Origin of the sequence: Stenotrophomonas acidaminiphila (assembly GCF_001431595.1) — a bacterium.
In the GTDB taxonomy this organism is placed as follows: domain Bacteria; phylum Pseudomonadota; class Gammaproteobacteria; order Xanthomonadales; family Xanthomonadaceae; genus Stenotrophomonas; species Stenotrophomonas acidaminiphila.
On the sequence record NZ_LDJO01000063.1, the window covers coordinates 1 to 14889 of the forward strand.

A 14889-nucleotide genomic window follows, 5' to 3' on the forward strand; every position below is an offset into this window, starting at 1 on the left:
GTCGCGCAGCTCACCGCGGACCAGCAGCCGACGGCCTTCGAACAGGGCATGGGGGGCCTTCAGGGGATCGTTCATGCATCGGCTCCATATTTGACCCGGGTAATATTGCCATCGTATTTTTACCCGGGCAATATCATCCACCCCTCCAGGACCCGCTTCCCATGGACAAGCTCCAGCGCCGGCAGCAGATCGCCGACTACAAACGCCGCGCGATCCGCAGCGGCATCTACCACGTGCGCTGCACCACCAGCGGCGAGCGCTGGGCCGGGCAGGCGCGGGATCTGTCCACCATCGGCAACCGGCTGTGGTTCACCCTGCGCATGGGCAACCACCCGCACCGGCAACTGCAGCAGGCCTGGAACCTGCACGGCGCCGATGCGTTCGAGTGGCACCAGGCGCACGTGCTGGAACACGACCCGGACCTGCACGACTTCGAGCACGAGCGCCTGCTGCAGGACGCGCTGGCCGAGGTCTGCCGGCGGACCGGCGCCACGGCGCTGCGCTGATCCGGCGCGGCCGCCGCGGCCGCCGCCGCCCCATGGCATGATGGCCGGCACCTTCACCTTGCCGGTCATGATGGTCATCAAGGGCAAAGCCACGTCACTGGATATCGCGCACCTGGCCGGCGTTTCGCAACCGACGGTGTCGCGCGCCCTGCGTGGCAGCCCGATGGTCAACGCCGACACCCGCCGGCGCATCCTGGAGATCGCCCGCCAGCTCAACTACAAGGTGGACAAGAACGCTTCCAGCCTGCGCTGCCAGCAGTCCGGCACGCTGGCGCTGCTGTTCTTCGAGGACCCGACCCCGGACGACTCGCTGATCAACCCGTTCTTCCACTCGATGCTGGGCTCGATCACCCGCGCCTGCGCATTGAGGGGACAGGACCTGCTGGTGTCGTTCCAGCAGCTGTCCAGCGACTGGCACGCCGATTTCGAGGACAGCAACAAGGCCGACGGCATCATCCTGCTCGGCTACGGCGACTACCACCAATCGGTCGAGCGGCTGCAGCGGCTGGTCGAACAGGGCACGCATTTCGTGCGCTGGGGCGCGGCCCTGCCCGGCCAGCCCGGGGTGTCGGTGGGCAGCGACAACTTCCAGGGCGGTTTCGACATCACCGCGCACCTGCTCGACCAGGGCCGGCGCCGCATCGCCTTCCTCGGCCATGCCTCCAGCCATTACCCGGAATTCCAGGAACGCTACCGCGGCCACGCGCAGGCGCTGCGTGCGCGCGGCCTTGAGCCGGAGCCGGCGCTGCAGCACGACGCCATCACCACCGAAGAGTCCGGCCACGCCGCCTGCGCCGCCCTGCTGGCCGGCGGGCAGCGTTTCGATGCGGTCTGCGCGGCCAGCGACCTGATCGCCATCGGCGCATTGCGCGCGCTGCGCGAACATGGCCTGCACATCCCGCGGGACGTAGCGGTCACCGGCTTCGACGACATCCCGCTGGCGGCGTCGGTGTCGCCGGCACTGACCACGGTGCAGCAGGACACGAAACTGGCCGGGCACCTGCTGGTGGAGAAGCTGCTGGCGCTGATCGCGGGCGAGCCGGTGGACAGCCAGAGCATCGCGGTGAAGCTGGCCCTGCGCGAGTCGTCGCAGGCGCGTCCGTGACCTGATCGTGGCCGGGCCACCCGGGCATTGCCCGGGCAGCCGCCCCGGATCTCAGCCGAAGTCCCTGAGCAGCTCGCCCACGCCCGAAGGCGCTATCTCGAAGCCCAGCGACGTGCCCGGGTTCACCACCACGCCGTAGCCGCCCGGCACCCGGCGCAGCACGTCCAGCATCAGCCAGCGCAGCGTATGCGGCGCCTGCTGGGTGTGGATGCCGACCCGCGCCATGTCGGTGAATACCGCCACGTGCAGCACGCCCTGCTTGTCGAACAGCAGCGGATCGAAGCCGCTGCCGTCGGGAGTGACCCGGCTGCCGGTGAGCAGCACCACTTCCGAAGCGACGAAGCCCTGCATGAAGGCCTTGATCGGCACCGCGCCCTCCATGGCCGCCTTGAGCAGCGTTTCGAGCGGGTTCTGCGGGGCAGGCGTGTCCATGGCGGCAGGCATCGGGCGGGGCCGGGATTGTACCGTCGCAGCGCCCCATGCCGGCCCCTGCCGGCGCCAATACCGGCGCCGGCACCGCGTGTCAGCGGGCCAGGCGTGCGTCGCGCGCGGCCTGGTCGGCCATCGCCGCGTCCAGCCGTGCCTGCAGCGCCGGCTGCCGCACCTCGGCGTCGAGCACGAACACCTTGACCCCATGTGCCGGCAGCGTCGCCTTCAGCACATCGCGCACCACCTGGGTGCCGCCATCGAGCGCATCGCGCCAGGTGCCGGCCTGCAGGTAGCGGCGCACTTCGAAGGCCTGCGCGGTGTCGCCCTTGTTGAGCAGCACCAGTGCGGTCTGTGCGGTCCGGCCATGCTGCAGCACGCGGTAGAACACGGCCTGGTCGCCCTGCAGGCGTTCGTTGACCTGCAGGCCGCGCTGCAGTGCCGGCGTGGCCTCGCGCAGGCGCGCGATGCGCTGCAGCGGGGCGAATATCGGGCTGCGTGGCGCCGCGGCGATGCGATCCTGGCCGAAGTAGGCGCGGTTGCCGGCGTGTTCGGCGCGGCCGCGCATGAAGCCGGTTTCCGAGCCGTAGTACAGCACCGGGATGCCGCGTGCGGTGAACAGCCAGTTGTGCGCGTCGATGAAGCCGGTGTCGCTGGCGTCCAGCCGCGCCATGTCGTGGTTGTCGTAGAACGTCATCAGCGCGTATGGGTTGGCATACGGGCCGCCTTCCAGATGCAGCGGTCCGGCCAGCGCCTCGTAGCCCTGCCCTTCCCTGCCGAACACCGCCGACAGCGCACCGCGCAGCGGGAAATCGAGCACGCTGACGTTGGCATTGGCCGGCCAGGTGTGCTCGGCGATGCGCGCGGCGTCGTAGTCGAAGGCCTCGCCGAACATGAACATGCCCGGGTGCGCGGCGCGGATGCGCTGGACGAAGGCATGCCACCACGGGTGCGGCAGCCAGCCGATGGTGTCGATGCGCAGCGCGTCCACGCCCTGCGCCGTCCACTGCAGGTAGGCGCCGACCAGGTAGTCCATCACCGCCGGGTTGTGCTGGTTGAAATCGGACAGCTCGGCCAGGTTGCCGTCGAAGATCGAGCCCTTTTCGCCATCGACCGGGCCGATGGTGTTGTAGAAGGCATGCAGCGGGTTGTGCTTCGGGTCCAGCTGCTGCGGCGGCAGGTTCTGGTGGTCGGCCACCAGCCGGCCCTGCGCGTCGAACAGCTGGCCGAACTGCGGCTGCCGCACCGGCATCGTCCATGCCGGCGAGCCGTGGTTGCCGACGATGTCCAGCACCACCTTCAGGCCGGCATCGTGCAGGCCGCGCGTGAGCCCGGGAAAATCCAGGTCCGCGCTCGGCAGGTGCTCGTCCAGCCGGTAGAAATCGATGCCCCAGTAGCCGTGGTAGCCGGTCTTGCCGCGGTCGGTCAGGCTGCTGCTGCAGGTCACCGGGCGGCTGCCGGTGAACGCCTGGTCGGGGTTGTCCACGATCGGCGTGATCCACACCGCGCCGAAACCGAGGCCGCGGATGTAGCCGGCGTTGTCGAGCAGGCCCCGGAAGTCGCCGCCGAGGTAACCGATGTTGCCGTCGATGCCGTCCGCGCAATGCACCGGGATGTCGAAGGTGGGGTGCTCGCCGCCCTGGTCGCGATGGTCGTTGCCGGGGTCGCCGTTGACGAAGCGGTCGGTGACGACGAAGTACACCGCGTCGCTGGCGAACGGCTCGGTGGTGCCGACATAGTCCGGGCGCGAGGCGGCTGCCGCGGCGCCGGCCAGCAGCACGAGGGAAAGGGCCGCGGCAAGCCGGGCCATCGACAGACACGCATGCATCACACCACCTCCGGACGCGACGGGACCCGCAGCACGCACAGGCCGGCCACGAACAGGCTGCAGCCGCCCAGCACCAGCACGTGCATCGGCACGCCGCCCAGCCACGCGCGCAGGGCGAAACCGAGCGCGCTGGCGGCCACCAGCTGCGGGATCACGATGAAGAAATTGAAGATGCCCATGTACACGCCCATCTTCGCCGCCGGCACGCTGTCGGACAGCAGCGCGTACGGCAGCGACAGGATCGAGGCCCAGGCGAAGCCGACCCCGACCATCGACAGCAGCAGCCACTTCGGGTCGCTGATGAACATCAGCGAGACCAGCCCGGCGCCGCCCAGCCACAGGTTGAGCAGGTGGCTCCCGCGCAGGCCGAGGACGCGCACCATCGCCGGAATGGCCAGCGCCGCCAGCGCGGCGAAGCCGTTGTAGGCGCCGAACAGCACGCCGACCCAGTTGGCGCCTTCGTTATAGGCGGCCGATTGCGGATCGGTGGAGCCGAAATGGGTGCCGGCCACCGCCGCGGTGGTGTAGATCCACATCGCGAACAGCGCGAACCACGAGAAGAACTGCACCCACGCCAGGCGCCGCATGGTGGCCGGCATCGCACGCAGGTCGCCGACGATGGCCGCCAGCATGTGCGTGCCCGGCAGCAGCCGCGCCAGCGCCAGCAGCACGCCGTAGGCGACGCACAGCCCGGCCAGCACGTACAGCATCCTGTCGCCCTGGCGCCAGGCGATCAGCATCGCCAGCGCGGTCCCCAGCAGCAGCCAGGCCGCGGCCTGCGCCCACGACGGCGCACCACTGGCCGCGGCTGTGCGGTGTGCGCCGGCCGGCTCGGCATCGTCGAACGCCGCCAGCTCCGCCGGCGTGTACTCGCGGGTACTGAACACCGTCCAGGCGATCGCCGCCAGCAGCACCACCGCGCCGAAATAGAACGCGTAGCGCACCGTGTCCGGCACCTCGCCCGGCGCGGCGGTGTTGGCCACGCCCCAGCGCGCCAGCAGGAACGGCAGCAGGCTGGCGACGATGGCGCCGACGCCGATGAAGAAGCTCTGCATCGCATAGCCGGCCGGGCGCTGGCGCGGCGCCAGCTGGTCGCCGACGAAGGCGCGGAACGGCTCCATCGACACGTTGATCGAGGCATCCAGCACCCACAGCGTGCCGGCGGCGATCCACAGCGTCGGCGAGTTGGGCATCACCAGCAGCGCCAGCGTGGTCAGTACCGCGCCGAGCATGAAGAACGGCCGGCGCCGCCCCCAGCGTGTCCAGGTGCGGTCGGACAGGTAGCCGACCACCGGCTGCACCAGCAGCCCGGTCAGCGGCGCGGCGATCCACAACCCCGGCACCGCGTCCATCGACGCGCCCAGCGTTTCGAAGATGCGGCTGGCATTGGCGTTCTGCAGCGCGAAGCCGAACTGGATGCCCAGGAACCCGAAACACATGTTCCAGATCTGCCAGAACGACAGCTGCGGTTTGCTTTTCATCAAGCGCTTCCCCCCTCCGGGAATCACGGATGCGATGTACGCCGCCACGGCGCCCGGGCCATGGTAGAGGCCGCCCGTGGGATGCGCACCGCCGGTGCATACGTATTCAATGCAGGTACCGGCGATGACGCTGTGCACCAACTGGAATAGTGGCGGCACCTGCCTGCCGTTCCCGCACTCCGGAGTCGATACCCGCCATGGCCCTGCCACGCCCATCCTCCCGCCTGTCGCGCATCGTGCCCGCCCTGGCCCTGCTGCTGGCCGGCATACACGCCGCGCAGGCGGCCGATCTGGCGCGCGTCGCCTCGCCCGGCGACGTGCTCGCGGTCACCCTCGAAGCGCAGCACGAAGGCCGCATCGCCTACCGCGTGGAACGCCGCGGCCAGGCGGTGATCGCGCCCTCGCGGCTGGGCTTCCTGCTCGGCGACGGGCGCCTGGAACGCAACCTCGAACTGGTCGGGCAATCGCGCCGCAGCTTCGACGAAACCTGGGAGCAGCCCTGGGGCGAGCGCCGCCTGACCCGCAACCACTACAACGAGCTGCGCGCCCGCTTCGCCGAGAAACCCGTGGACGCCGCCCATCCCGGGCGTCGCTTCGACGTGGTGTTGCGGGTCTACGACGACGGCGTCGGCCTGCGCTACGAGTTCCCGGAACAGGCCGGGATGAGCGAAGCGCGGATCCGCGCCGAGCTGACCGAATTCGCGCTCGCCCGCCCGGCCACCGCCTGGTGGATCCCGGCGTTCGAGTGGAACCGCGAGGAGTACCTGTACCGCCACACCCCGTTGCGCGGGATCGGCACCGCGCAGACCCCGCTCACCCTGCGCGACGACAGCGGCCTGCACATCTCACTGCACGAGGCCGCGCTGGTGGACTACGCCGGCATGAACCTGGCACGCGGTGACGGCGACGTGCTGCGTGCCGCGCTCACGCCCGGCAGCGGCGATGCCGCGGTGGTGCGCACGCTGCCGTTCGCCACGCCGTGGCGCACGATCCAGATCGGCGAGCGCGCCGGCGACCTGGCCGAATCCAGCCTGGTCCTCAACCTCAACGAGCCCAACTCCATCGGCGACGTGAGCTGGTTCAGGCCGGCCAAGTACGTCGGCGTGTGGTGGTCGCTGCACCTGGAAACCGAGACCTGGGCGACCGGCCCCCGGCACGGCGCCACCACCGCCAACACCCGGCGCTACATCGACTTCGCCGCGGCCAACGGCTTCCGCGGCGTGCTGGTGGAAGGCTGGAACCCGGGCTGGGACGGCAACTGGTTCGCCAACGGCTGGGGCTTCGACTTCACCCGCGCCACCGCCGACTTCGACCTGCCGGCACTGGCGCGGTATGCCGCCGGCAAGGGCGTGCACCTGGTCGGCCACCACGAGACCGCCTGCGCGGTCAGCCACTACGAGCGGCAGCTGCCGGCCGCGCTCGACCTGTACGCGCGCAACGGCGTGGACGTGGTCAAGACCGGCTATGTCTGCGACGCCGGCGACATCCAGCGCCAGGACGACGCCGGCGGCCCGGTGCTGCGCGAATGGCACGAGGGCCAGTGGATGAGCAACCACCACCTGCGCGTGGTCCAGCAGGCGGCGCAGCGGCACATCGCGGTCAACGCGCACGAACCGATCAAGGACACCGGCCTGCGTCGCACCTATCCCAACTGGGTCTCGCGCGAGGGCGCGCGCGGCATGGAGTACAACGCGTGGGGCGCGCCGCCGAACCCGCCGGAACACGAAGCCACGCTGGTGTTCACGCGCATGCTGGCCGGGCCGATGGACTTCACCCCCGGCATCGTCAGCCTGAAGGGCCGCAACGGGCTGCCGCTGCGCAGCACCCTGGCCAAACAGCTGGCGCTGTACGTGGTGCTGTACAGCCCGATCCAGATGGTGGCCGACCTGCCCGAGCACTACGCGCAGCATCCCGAGGCCTTCCGCTTCATCCGGGATGTCGCGGTGGATTGGGAGCAGAGCCGCGTGCTGGACGGCGAGGTCGGGCAGTTCGCGACCATCGCACGCAAGGCGCGCGGCAGCGGCGAGTGGTTCCTGGGCAGCGTCGGCGACGACCAGCCGCGCGAACTGGACACGCCGTTGGCCTTCCTGGAGCCGGGCCGACGCTATCGCGCCGAGATCTACCGCGATGGCGACGGTGCGGACTGGCAGCAACGCCCGTTCGCCTTCGTGCGCGAAATCCGCCAGGTCGACAGCGGCGACCGCATCACGCTGAAGCTCGCGCGCGGTGGTGGCGCGGCGATCCGTTTCGTGCCGCTGGAATGATCCGCCGGGTGGCGGCGAGCCGGCGATTCCCATGGACGGCGCCCGCGAGGCGCCGTTGCCATCGTTGTCATGCGGAAACCCGGCGGGCATGCCGCTTGCCGGCGCATTGAATACGTATGCAGGCCGATTCCGCGCCGTTGCCTGCTGATTACCATGCATGACAGTCGCAACCAGACCGCATCGCACCGGCGACCAGAGCCCTGGATCCAATCCGGGCGCACGCACAGAACAATCCAACGACATCACCTGGGAGAGGGGAGAATGTTGAACATCAAGCGCAACCTGTTGAGCGCGGCGCTCGCATCGGCGCTGGCGCTGCAGGCCAGCGGCGCATACGCGCAGAGCACGGGCGACGAGGGCCAGAAGAAGGCCGACGCCGTCGACCTGGACACCGTCACCGTCACCGGCATCCGTCGCGGCATCGAGAGCGCGATATCGGTCAAGCGCGACGCCACCTCGATCGTCGAGGCGGTCTCGGCCGAGGACATCGGCAAGCTGCCGGACGTGAGCATCGCCGAATCGATCGCGCGCCTGCCCGGCCTGGCCGCCCAGCGCGTGGCCGGTCGCGCCCAGGTGATCAGCGTGCGCGGGTTGTCGCCCGACTTCGCCACCACCCTGCTCAACGGCCGCGAGATGGTCAGCACCGGCGACAACCGCAGCGTGGAATTCGACCAGTACCCGTCCGAGCTGATCAGCGGCGTGACCGTGTACAAGACCCCCGACGCAGGCCTGGTCGGCCAGGGCCTGTCCGGCACGCTGGACATGCAGACGGTGCGTCCGCTCAGCTATGGCGGCCGGGTGATCGCCGTCAGCGGCCGTTACCAGAAGAACTCGCTGGGTGAAGCCGCCGGCGTCGACCCGTACGGCAACCGCTTCAACGTCAGCTTCGTGGACAAGTTCGCCGACGACACCCTCGGCCTGGCCATCGGCTACTCGCATTCGGACATGGCCAAGCAGGAAAACCAGGTCGGCCTGTACGAGCCGTGGCAGGCGCTGGGCGGCAACGACTGGCGCCCCGGCGTGGCCGCCGGCACGTTCTACTCCGACGGCATCAAGGCGCTGCGCCGTACCGGCAACGCCAAGCGCGACGGGGTCATGGCCACCGTGCAGTTCCGCCCGAACAATGCCTGGACCAGCACGCTCGACGCGTTCTACACCAAGGCCAAGGAATACGACACCGCCAACCAGCTGGAAATCCACCTGGGCGGTTACAACGGTGGCTACGACCCCCTGTACCTGACCGACGTGGTGACCCGCAACGGCAGCTTCGCCAGCGGCGTCGCGCACAACGTCTATCCGCTGGTGCGCGGCATGTACAACCACCGCGAGGACAGCATCAAGGCCTTCGGCTGGAACAACGAGTTCGCCTTCGGCGACGTGCGCCTGGTGGCCGACGTCAGCTGGTCCAAGGCCGTGCGCGACGAGACCAACCTGGAAAACAACCTGCAGCTGCTGCCCGCCCCGCAACTGGATTCGGTGCGCCTGGACTTCGCCGGCGGCAACTTCCCGCGGTTCACCCCGGGCCTGGACTACTCCGACCCCGGCAAGCTGTTCCTGACCAACACCATCTACGGTTCGGGCTACGGCAAGACCCCGCACGTGGACGACGAACTGAAGGGCTTCAAGCTGGCGCTCAACTTCCCGGCGCCGGAAGCCCTGGGCTGGTTCAGCGATATCGACGTGGGCGCCAACTACGCCGACCGCAGCAAGGACAAGACCCAGGCCGAAGGCAACATCAACCTCGGCGCGCAGGGCATCACCGCCATCGCCTCCGACCTGCAGTACGCACCGGTCGACCTGGGCTTCGCCGGCGCCGGCCGCATCCCGGCCTGGAACGTCCCGGCCGCGGTCGCCAGGTACATGGTGTTCAGGCCCACCACCACCGAAAGCTACCTGATTCCCAAGCAGTGGACGGTGGACGAGGAGATCGCCACCCTGTTCCTGCGCGCCAACATCAGCACCGAGATCGGCTCGATCCCGGTGCGCGGCAACATCGGCCTGCAGGGCCAGCGCGTGGACCAGTCCTCGCACTCCAACTACTGGGACGGCTCGCAGCCGGTCGGCAGCCGGGTGATACCGATCAACGAGGGCAGCAAGTACTTCAAGCTCCTGCCGAGCATGAACCTGGCGTTCGAACTGCCGGCCGAGAACACCGTGCGCTTCGCCCTGGCCCGCCAGGTGGCGCGCCCGCGGGTGGACGAGATGCGCGCGTCGATGGAGTTCGGCATGGACACCGGCCAGGGCAAACCCGGCGCCAGTGGCGGCAACCCGCACCTGAAGCCTTGGCTGGCCGACGCGGTCGACCTGTCCTGGGAAAAATACTTCGGCAACAAGGCCTATGTGGCCGCCGCGGTGTTCTACAAGGACCTGAAAACCTACATCTATACCGAAAAGCGTGATGGCTATGACTTCACCAGCCAGGTCGCCGAGTGGCTGAAGATCCCGGCCAACGAAGCCCAGCTCCAGGCACCGGCGCAGACGACCGGCACCTACACCGCACCGTTCAACGGCAGCGGCGGCAGCCTGCGCGGCGTCGAGCTGACTGCCTCGCTGCCACTGGACCTGTTCGCCGACGCCCTGCGCGGCTTCGGCGTGGTCGCCAGCGCCAGCTTCAACGACAGCAGCATCACCATCCCGCCGGATCCGGGCACCATCTCCAGCGTCGGCAGCGCCCCGATCATGCTGCCGGGCCTGTCCAAGCGCGTGTACAACTTCACCGCCTACTACGAAAACGACGGCTTCGAAGTGCGCCTGAACCAGCGCAAGCGCTCGGACTTCATCGGCGAGATCGGCAACTTCAACGGCAACCGCACCCTGCGCTACGTCAAGGGCGAGAACGTGCTCGATGCGCAGCTGGGCTACAGCTTCGGCAATGACACGATGTTCAGCGGCCTGAGCCTGTTCCTGCAGGCCAGCAACCTGACCAATTCCAGGTACGAGACCTACGCCGGCAGCAAGGACCGCCCGCTGGAGACCGTCGAGTGGGGCCGCAGCTACCAGATCGGCGTGAACTACAAGTTCTGATCCCTCACCGGTTGCCGCATTCCGGACCCGCTGCCCAGGCAGCGGGTCTCTTTCATGCGCGCGGCCGGCACCTTGGCCGGCCTGCCGAGTACGTTGGTCACGATCCATGCGGTCGAGGCCGCCGCGGCTGCGCCGACGACGCCCTGCCCGGCCAACGGCCGGGATGGCCACGCCCGCGTCCATGTACGGCGGCGCTGGCAGCCGGCCGCCGCATCGCGGTGCGGCCGCCACCCACCGCACCTTTCCCGCGGGCCGGTGACGCTTGTCGCCGGGCACCGGGCAGCAGACACGTGCCGGCACGCCGTCCATGCGCGATGGCACTGCGGTCCATCCGGATCGGGACGCGCGTTGCACGCCTCAGCCGGGCCAACGCCCTGACATGGCCCTCGCCGGTCCGCGGCGCCGGAGCGCATGCGGCGCACGATGGCCGCTGCCGGGCGGCACGCACTTCCGTACACGCGCACGCGACGCGGAACGCCGCAGGGACGGAGATCGCTCTCCGCCCCTGCGGGCCGCGTCGCGGGTTGCAACGCTCAGTCGCGCCGTGCGCAATACACCGCGTGGGCCGGCAATGCCAGCTCGCCGTCTTCGCACCGGCCCGCGACCGGGCCGGGCATGTCCAGCGCCCGCCAGTGGCCGCCGGGCAGCGGATGCCGCACCGGCGCGGCCGACAGGTTGAACGCCAGCAGCAGGGTTTCGCCCTGCGATTCGCGCTCGAACATCAGTACCGGCTCGGCGCTGTCGAGGAAGCGGATCGCGCCGCCGGTCAAAGCCGGGCGGGCGTGGCGCCAGGCCAGGAACGCGCGGAAGGCGTTGAGCACCGAATCCTCTGCGGCGTCCTGCGCCTGCACCGACAGCGCGCGGTGTTCGGCCGGGATCGGCAGCCACGGCCTGGCGCTGCTGAAGCCGGCCAGCGCCTCCCCGGTCCACGGCATCGGCGTGCGGCAGCCATCGCGGCCCTTGAAGTTGGGCCAGAAGGTGATGCCGTAGGGATCGCGCAGTGCCTCGAACGGCACGTCGGCCTCGCCCAGGCCCAGTTCCTCGCCCTGGTAGATGCAGACCGAACCGCGCAGCGAGCACACCAGCACGGCCAGCATCCTGGCCATCGCCGGGTCGGCCGGGTGCCCGCCCCAGCGGGTCACCGCACGCTGCACGTCGTGGTTGGACACCGCCCAGCACGGCCAGCCGTCGCGCATCGTCGCTTCCAGCTTCTCCACCGTGGCGCGTATGTAGCCGGCGCTGTAGTCGTCCACCAGCAGTTCGAAGCTGTAGCCCATGTGCAGGCGGCCCGGCGCGGTGTACTCGGCGGTGGTCGCCAGCGAATCCTCGGAGGAGATCTCGCCCAGCGTCACCGCACCCGGGTACTGGTCCAGCAGCGCGCGCAGGCGCTCCAGGAAGCCCACGTTCTCCGGCCGGGTGTTGTTGTAGTAGTGGTACTGGAACGCATACGGGTTGTCCGGGCTGAAGCCGCGGCCCACGCGCTCGCTTTCCGGCTTGGCCGGGTTGTCGCGCAGCTGCGCGTCGTGGAAGCAGAAATTGATCGAATCCAGGCGGAAACCATCGACCCCGCGGTCCAGCCAGAACTTCACGTAGTCCAGCGTGGCCTGCTGCACTTCCGGGTTGTGGAAGTTCAGGTCCGGCTGCGACGACAGGAAATTGTGCAGGTAGTACTGGCGCCGGCGCGGCTCCCACTTCCAGGCCACGCCACCGAAGATCGACAGCCAGTTGTTGGGCGGGGTGCCATCCTCGCGCGCGTCGGCCCATACGTACCAGTCGGCGCGGGGATTGTCGCGGCTCTGCCGGCTTTCGCGGAACCAGGCGTGCTGGTCGGAGGTGTGGCTGAACACCTGGTCGATCATCACCTTCAGGCCCAGCGCATGCGCCCTGGCCAGCAGCCGGTCGAAGTCGTCCAGGGTGCCGAACAGCGGGTCGACGTCGCGCTGGTCGGCGATGTCGTAGCCGAAGTCGGCCATCGGCGAGCGGAAGAACGGCGACACCCAGATCGCATCCACGCCCAGCGAGGCGACGTAGTCCAGCCGCTCGATGATGCCCGGCAGGTCGCCGACGCCATCGCCATTGGTGTCCAGGAAGCTGCGCGGATAGATCTGGTAGATGACGGCGCCCCGCCACCAGGGAGTGTTCGACATCGAGCGCCCCTCCGGGCTTGTGCGTGCCCGCGGCCGGGCATGGATGAACCACGCCAGCTTAGCGGCGGCACCGGAGCCATGGCGCGCAGTGCATACGTATTCACGGGCGTGCCGGCGGCGGCGCCCGGTCACCGGCGGCACCGCCTATAATCGCCCCACGCCCCCCGACGCCATCGCATGAGCATCGCCGAAGACCTCCGCCCCGCGCTGGGCCTGCCCGCCATCCAGACCCTCGCCGCCCCGGACATGGCCGCCGTCGATGCCCTGATCCGCCACCGCCTGTCGTCCGACGTCGTGCTGATCAACCAGATCGCCGACCACATCATTTCCGCCGGCGGCAAGCGCCTGCGGCCGATGCTGGTGATGTTGGCCGGCCATGCCGCCGGCGGCGCCGGACCCGAGCACCACCAGCTGGCGGCGATCATCGAGTTCATCCATACCTCCACCCTGCTGCACGACGACGTGGTGGACGAGTCGGACCTGCGCCGCGGACGCAGCACCGCCAACGCGCTGTGGGGCAACGCGCCCAGCGTGCTGGTCGGCGATTTCCTGTACTCGCGCAGCTTCCAGCTGATGGTCGAGCTGGACCGCATGCCGGTCATGCGGATCCTGGCCGACACCACCAACCGCATCGCCGAGGGCGAAGTGCTGCAGCTGCTGCACGTCCACAACCCGGATACCGACGAGGCGGCCTACCTGCGCGTGATCGAGCGCAAGACCGCGGTGCTGTTCGCCGCCGGCACCCGCCTGGGCGCGCTGGCCAGCGGCGCCAGCGAGGCCGTGCAGCAGCAGCTGTACGACTACGGCATGGCGCTGGGCTACGCGTTCCAGATCGCCGACGACGTACTGGACTATTCGGCCAATGCCGAGGAGCTGGGCAAGAACCTGGGCGACGACCTGGCCGAAGGCAAGGCCACGCTGCCGCTGATCCATGCCATGGCGCATGCGGACGCGGCCGTGCGCGAACGTCTGCGCAGGATCGTGCAGGACGGCGATGCCGCCGCGATGCCCGAGGTGCTGGCCGCGATCCGCGCTACCGGCGGGCTGGAATACAGCCGCCAGCGCGCGGTCGAGTACGCCGACGCCGCCGAACGCGCGCTGGACGGCCTGCCCGAGAGTGATGCCGTCGCCGCCCTGCGCGGCCTGGCCCGCTACGCGGTCGAACGCAGCCACTGAGCCCTGCGCGGCCGGTTCGCCGGCCGCGGCCGGACCGGGCGCCGGCTCAGCGCTGCAGCCGTTCCTCCAGGAAGTCGTCCATCATCTTCCACGCACGCCTGGCCGCACGCGGGTCGTACAGGCAGCCCGGCGGGCTGTTGGCGTCGGATTCGGCGAAGCAATGCACCGCGCCGCTGAAATTGACGAATTGCCAGTCGGCACCGGCGCCGTCCATTTCCTTGCCGAAGGCGGCGATGTCCTCGGCCGTCACCCCGCGGTCGGCGGCACCGTTGAGTATCAGCATCGGCACCTTGGCGCTGCCCGCGGCGGCCGGGCTGGGCGTGGACAGGCCGCCGTGCAGGCTCACCACGCCGGCCAGCGGCATGCCCGCGCGCGCCATTTCCAGCACGGTGCTGCCGCCAAAACAGAAGCCGACCGCGGCGATGCGCGAGGCATCCAGCGGCGCCTTGCCGGCCTGCGCCTTCAGCGCATCCAGCGCGGCGCGGGCGCGGGCGCGCAGCACGGCGCGGTTCTCGCGCAGCGGCCTGGAGGCGGCGGCGGCTTCGGCATCGTCCTTCGGCCGCACCGCACTGCCGTACACGTCGGCCACCAGCACCACGTAGTCGTCGCCGGCGATGCGCCCGGCCTTTTCGATCGCCGAAGCGTTCACCCCGCGCCAGTTCGGCACCATCACCACGCCCGGACGACGTCCGTCGCCCTCGTCATCGAAGACCAGCACGCCGCTGTAGCGGGTGCCGTCCAGCTGCCATTCCACCGGCCGCTGCTGCAGCTTGGCCAGCGCCGGCATTGCCGCCGACACGCACGCCACCAGCAACGCCACCTGCCACTTGCGCATGGTCCGCATGGGAGTACTCCGGTTGGGTCACCGCTCCGAGTCTATGCCCGGCCGGCGTGGTGCCGGTGCGGCCCTTTCACGCCGGCCGGGCATAGAC

10 protein-coding genes are annotated in these 14889 nt (G+C 69.7%); 5 read left to right on the top strand and 5 right to left on the bottom strand.

Features of this window, described 5'->3' with window-relative positions; genetic code table 11:
• Positions 1–161 precede the first annotated feature (161 nt).
• Positions 162–506 (top strand): GIY-YIG nuclease family protein, encoded by a 345-nt coding sequence (locus tag ABB33_RS15050; protein WP_056932627.1) that lies wholly within the window; start codon positions 162–164, stop codon positions 504–506.
• Positions 507–576: 70 nt separating this feature from the next.
• A complete protein-coding gene (locus ABB33_RS15055) occupies positions 577–1611 on the top strand; it encodes a LacI family DNA-binding transcriptional regulator (protein WP_056932635.1) in 1035 nt (344 codons plus the stop codon).
• A 51-nt stretch (positions 1612–1662) separates the two neighbouring features.
• On the opposite strand, the gene ABB33_RS15060 is transcribed toward ABB33_RS15055, so the two are convergent.
• The 3 genes from ABB33_RS15060 to ABB33_RS15070 form a co-directional block, all read right to left on the bottom strand.
• On the bottom strand, positions 1663–2043 hold the full coding sequence (locus ABB33_RS15060) for an SseB family protein (RefSeq protein ID WP_056932628.1): 381 nt from the start codon (positions 2041–2043) through the stop codon (positions 1663–1665).
• Between the two features lie 91 nt (positions 2044–2134).
• Positions 2135–3865, bottom strand: coding sequence for an alpha-amylase family glycosyl hydrolase (locus tag ABB33_RS15065; RefSeq protein ID WP_225546688.1), 1731 nt, complete (start codon positions 3863–3865; stop codon positions 2135–2137).
• Positions 3865–5346, bottom strand: a complete 1482-nt coding sequence (locus tag ABB33_RS15070) for an MFS transporter (protein ID WP_056932630.1) — start codon at positions 5344–5346, stop codon at positions 3865–3867. The genes ABB33_RS15065 and ABB33_RS15070 overlap by 1 nt, the downstream gene beginning before the upstream one ends.
• Positions 5347–5543: 197 nt before the next feature.
• Between ABB33_RS15070 and ABB33_RS15075 the strand changes: the two genes are divergently transcribed.
• Positions 5544–7610 carry a glycoside hydrolase family 97 protein gene (locus ABB33_RS15075; protein WP_056932631.1) on the top strand — a complete coding sequence of 689 codons (2067 nt, stop codon included), beginning with the start codon at positions 5544–5546 and terminating at the stop codon, positions 7608–7610.
• Between the two features lie 261 nt (positions 7611–7871).
• A complete protein-coding gene (locus ABB33_RS15080) occupies positions 7872–10634 on the top strand; it encodes a TonB-dependent receptor (protein ID WP_056932632.1) in 2763 nt (920 codons plus the stop codon).
• A gap of 533 nt (positions 10635–11167) precedes the next feature.
• Here the strand turns inward: ABB33_RS15080 and ABB33_RS15085 are convergent.
• A complete protein-coding gene (locus ABB33_RS15085) occupies positions 11168–12781 on the bottom strand; it encodes an alpha-glucosidase family protein (protein ID WP_054664004.1) in 1614 nt (537 codons plus the stop codon).
• A 177-nt stretch (positions 12782–12958) separates the two neighbouring features.
• Between ABB33_RS15085 and ABB33_RS15090 the strand changes: the two genes are divergently transcribed.
• Positions 12959–13957, top strand: a complete 999-nt coding sequence (locus ABB33_RS15090; protein WP_056932633.1) for a polyprenyl synthetase family protein — start codon at positions 12959–12961, stop codon at positions 13955–13957.
• 46 nt (positions 13958–14003) lie between these two features.
• Here ABB33_RS15090 and ABB33_RS15095 read toward each other — a convergent pair whose 3' ends face one another.
• A complete protein-coding gene (locus ABB33_RS15095; protein WP_056932634.1) occupies positions 14004–14801 on the bottom strand; it encodes a dienelactone hydrolase family protein in 798 nt (265 codons plus the stop codon).
• Positions 14802–14889 lie beyond the last annotated feature (88 nt).

Coding starts and splice junctions, on each gene's coding strand:
- ABB33_RS15055 (WP_056932635.1), top strand. CDS start 577: ATGGTCATCAAGGGCAAAGCCACGTCACTGGATATCGCGCACCTGGCC.
- ABB33_RS15085 (WP_054664004.1), bottom strand. CDS start 12,781: ATGTCGAACACTCCCTGGTGGCGGGGCGCCGTCATCTACCAGATCTAT.
- ABB33_RS15070 (WP_056932630.1), bottom strand. CDS start 5,346: ATGAAAAGCAAACCGCAGCTGTCGTTCTGGCAGATCTGGAACATGTGT.
- ABB33_RS15095 (WP_056932634.1), bottom strand. CDS start 14,801: ATGCGGACCATGCGCAAGTGGCAGGTGGCGTTGCTGGTGGCGTGCGTG.
- ABB33_RS15065 (WP_225546688.1), bottom strand. CDS start 3,865: ATGCATGCGTGTCTGTCGATGGCCCGGCTTGCCGCGGCCCTTTCCCTC.
- ABB33_RS15090 (WP_056932633.1), top strand. CDS start 12,959: ATGAGCATCGCCGAAGACCTCCGCCCCGCGCTGGGCCTGCCCGCCATC.
- ABB33_RS15050 (WP_056932627.1), top strand. CDS start 162: ATGGACAAGCTCCAGCGCCGGCAGCAGATCGCCGACTACAAACGCCGC.
- ABB33_RS15075 (WP_056932631.1), top strand. CDS start 5,544: ATGGCCCTGCCACGCCCATCCTCCCGCCTGTCGCGCATCGTGCCCGCC.
- ABB33_RS15060 (WP_056932628.1), bottom strand. CDS start 2,043: ATGGACACGCCTGCCCCGCAGAACCCGCTCGAAACGCTGCTCAAGGCG.
- ABB33_RS15080 (WP_056932632.1), top strand. CDS start 7,872: ATGTTGAACATCAAGCGCAACCTGTTGAGCGCGGCGCTCGCATCGGCG.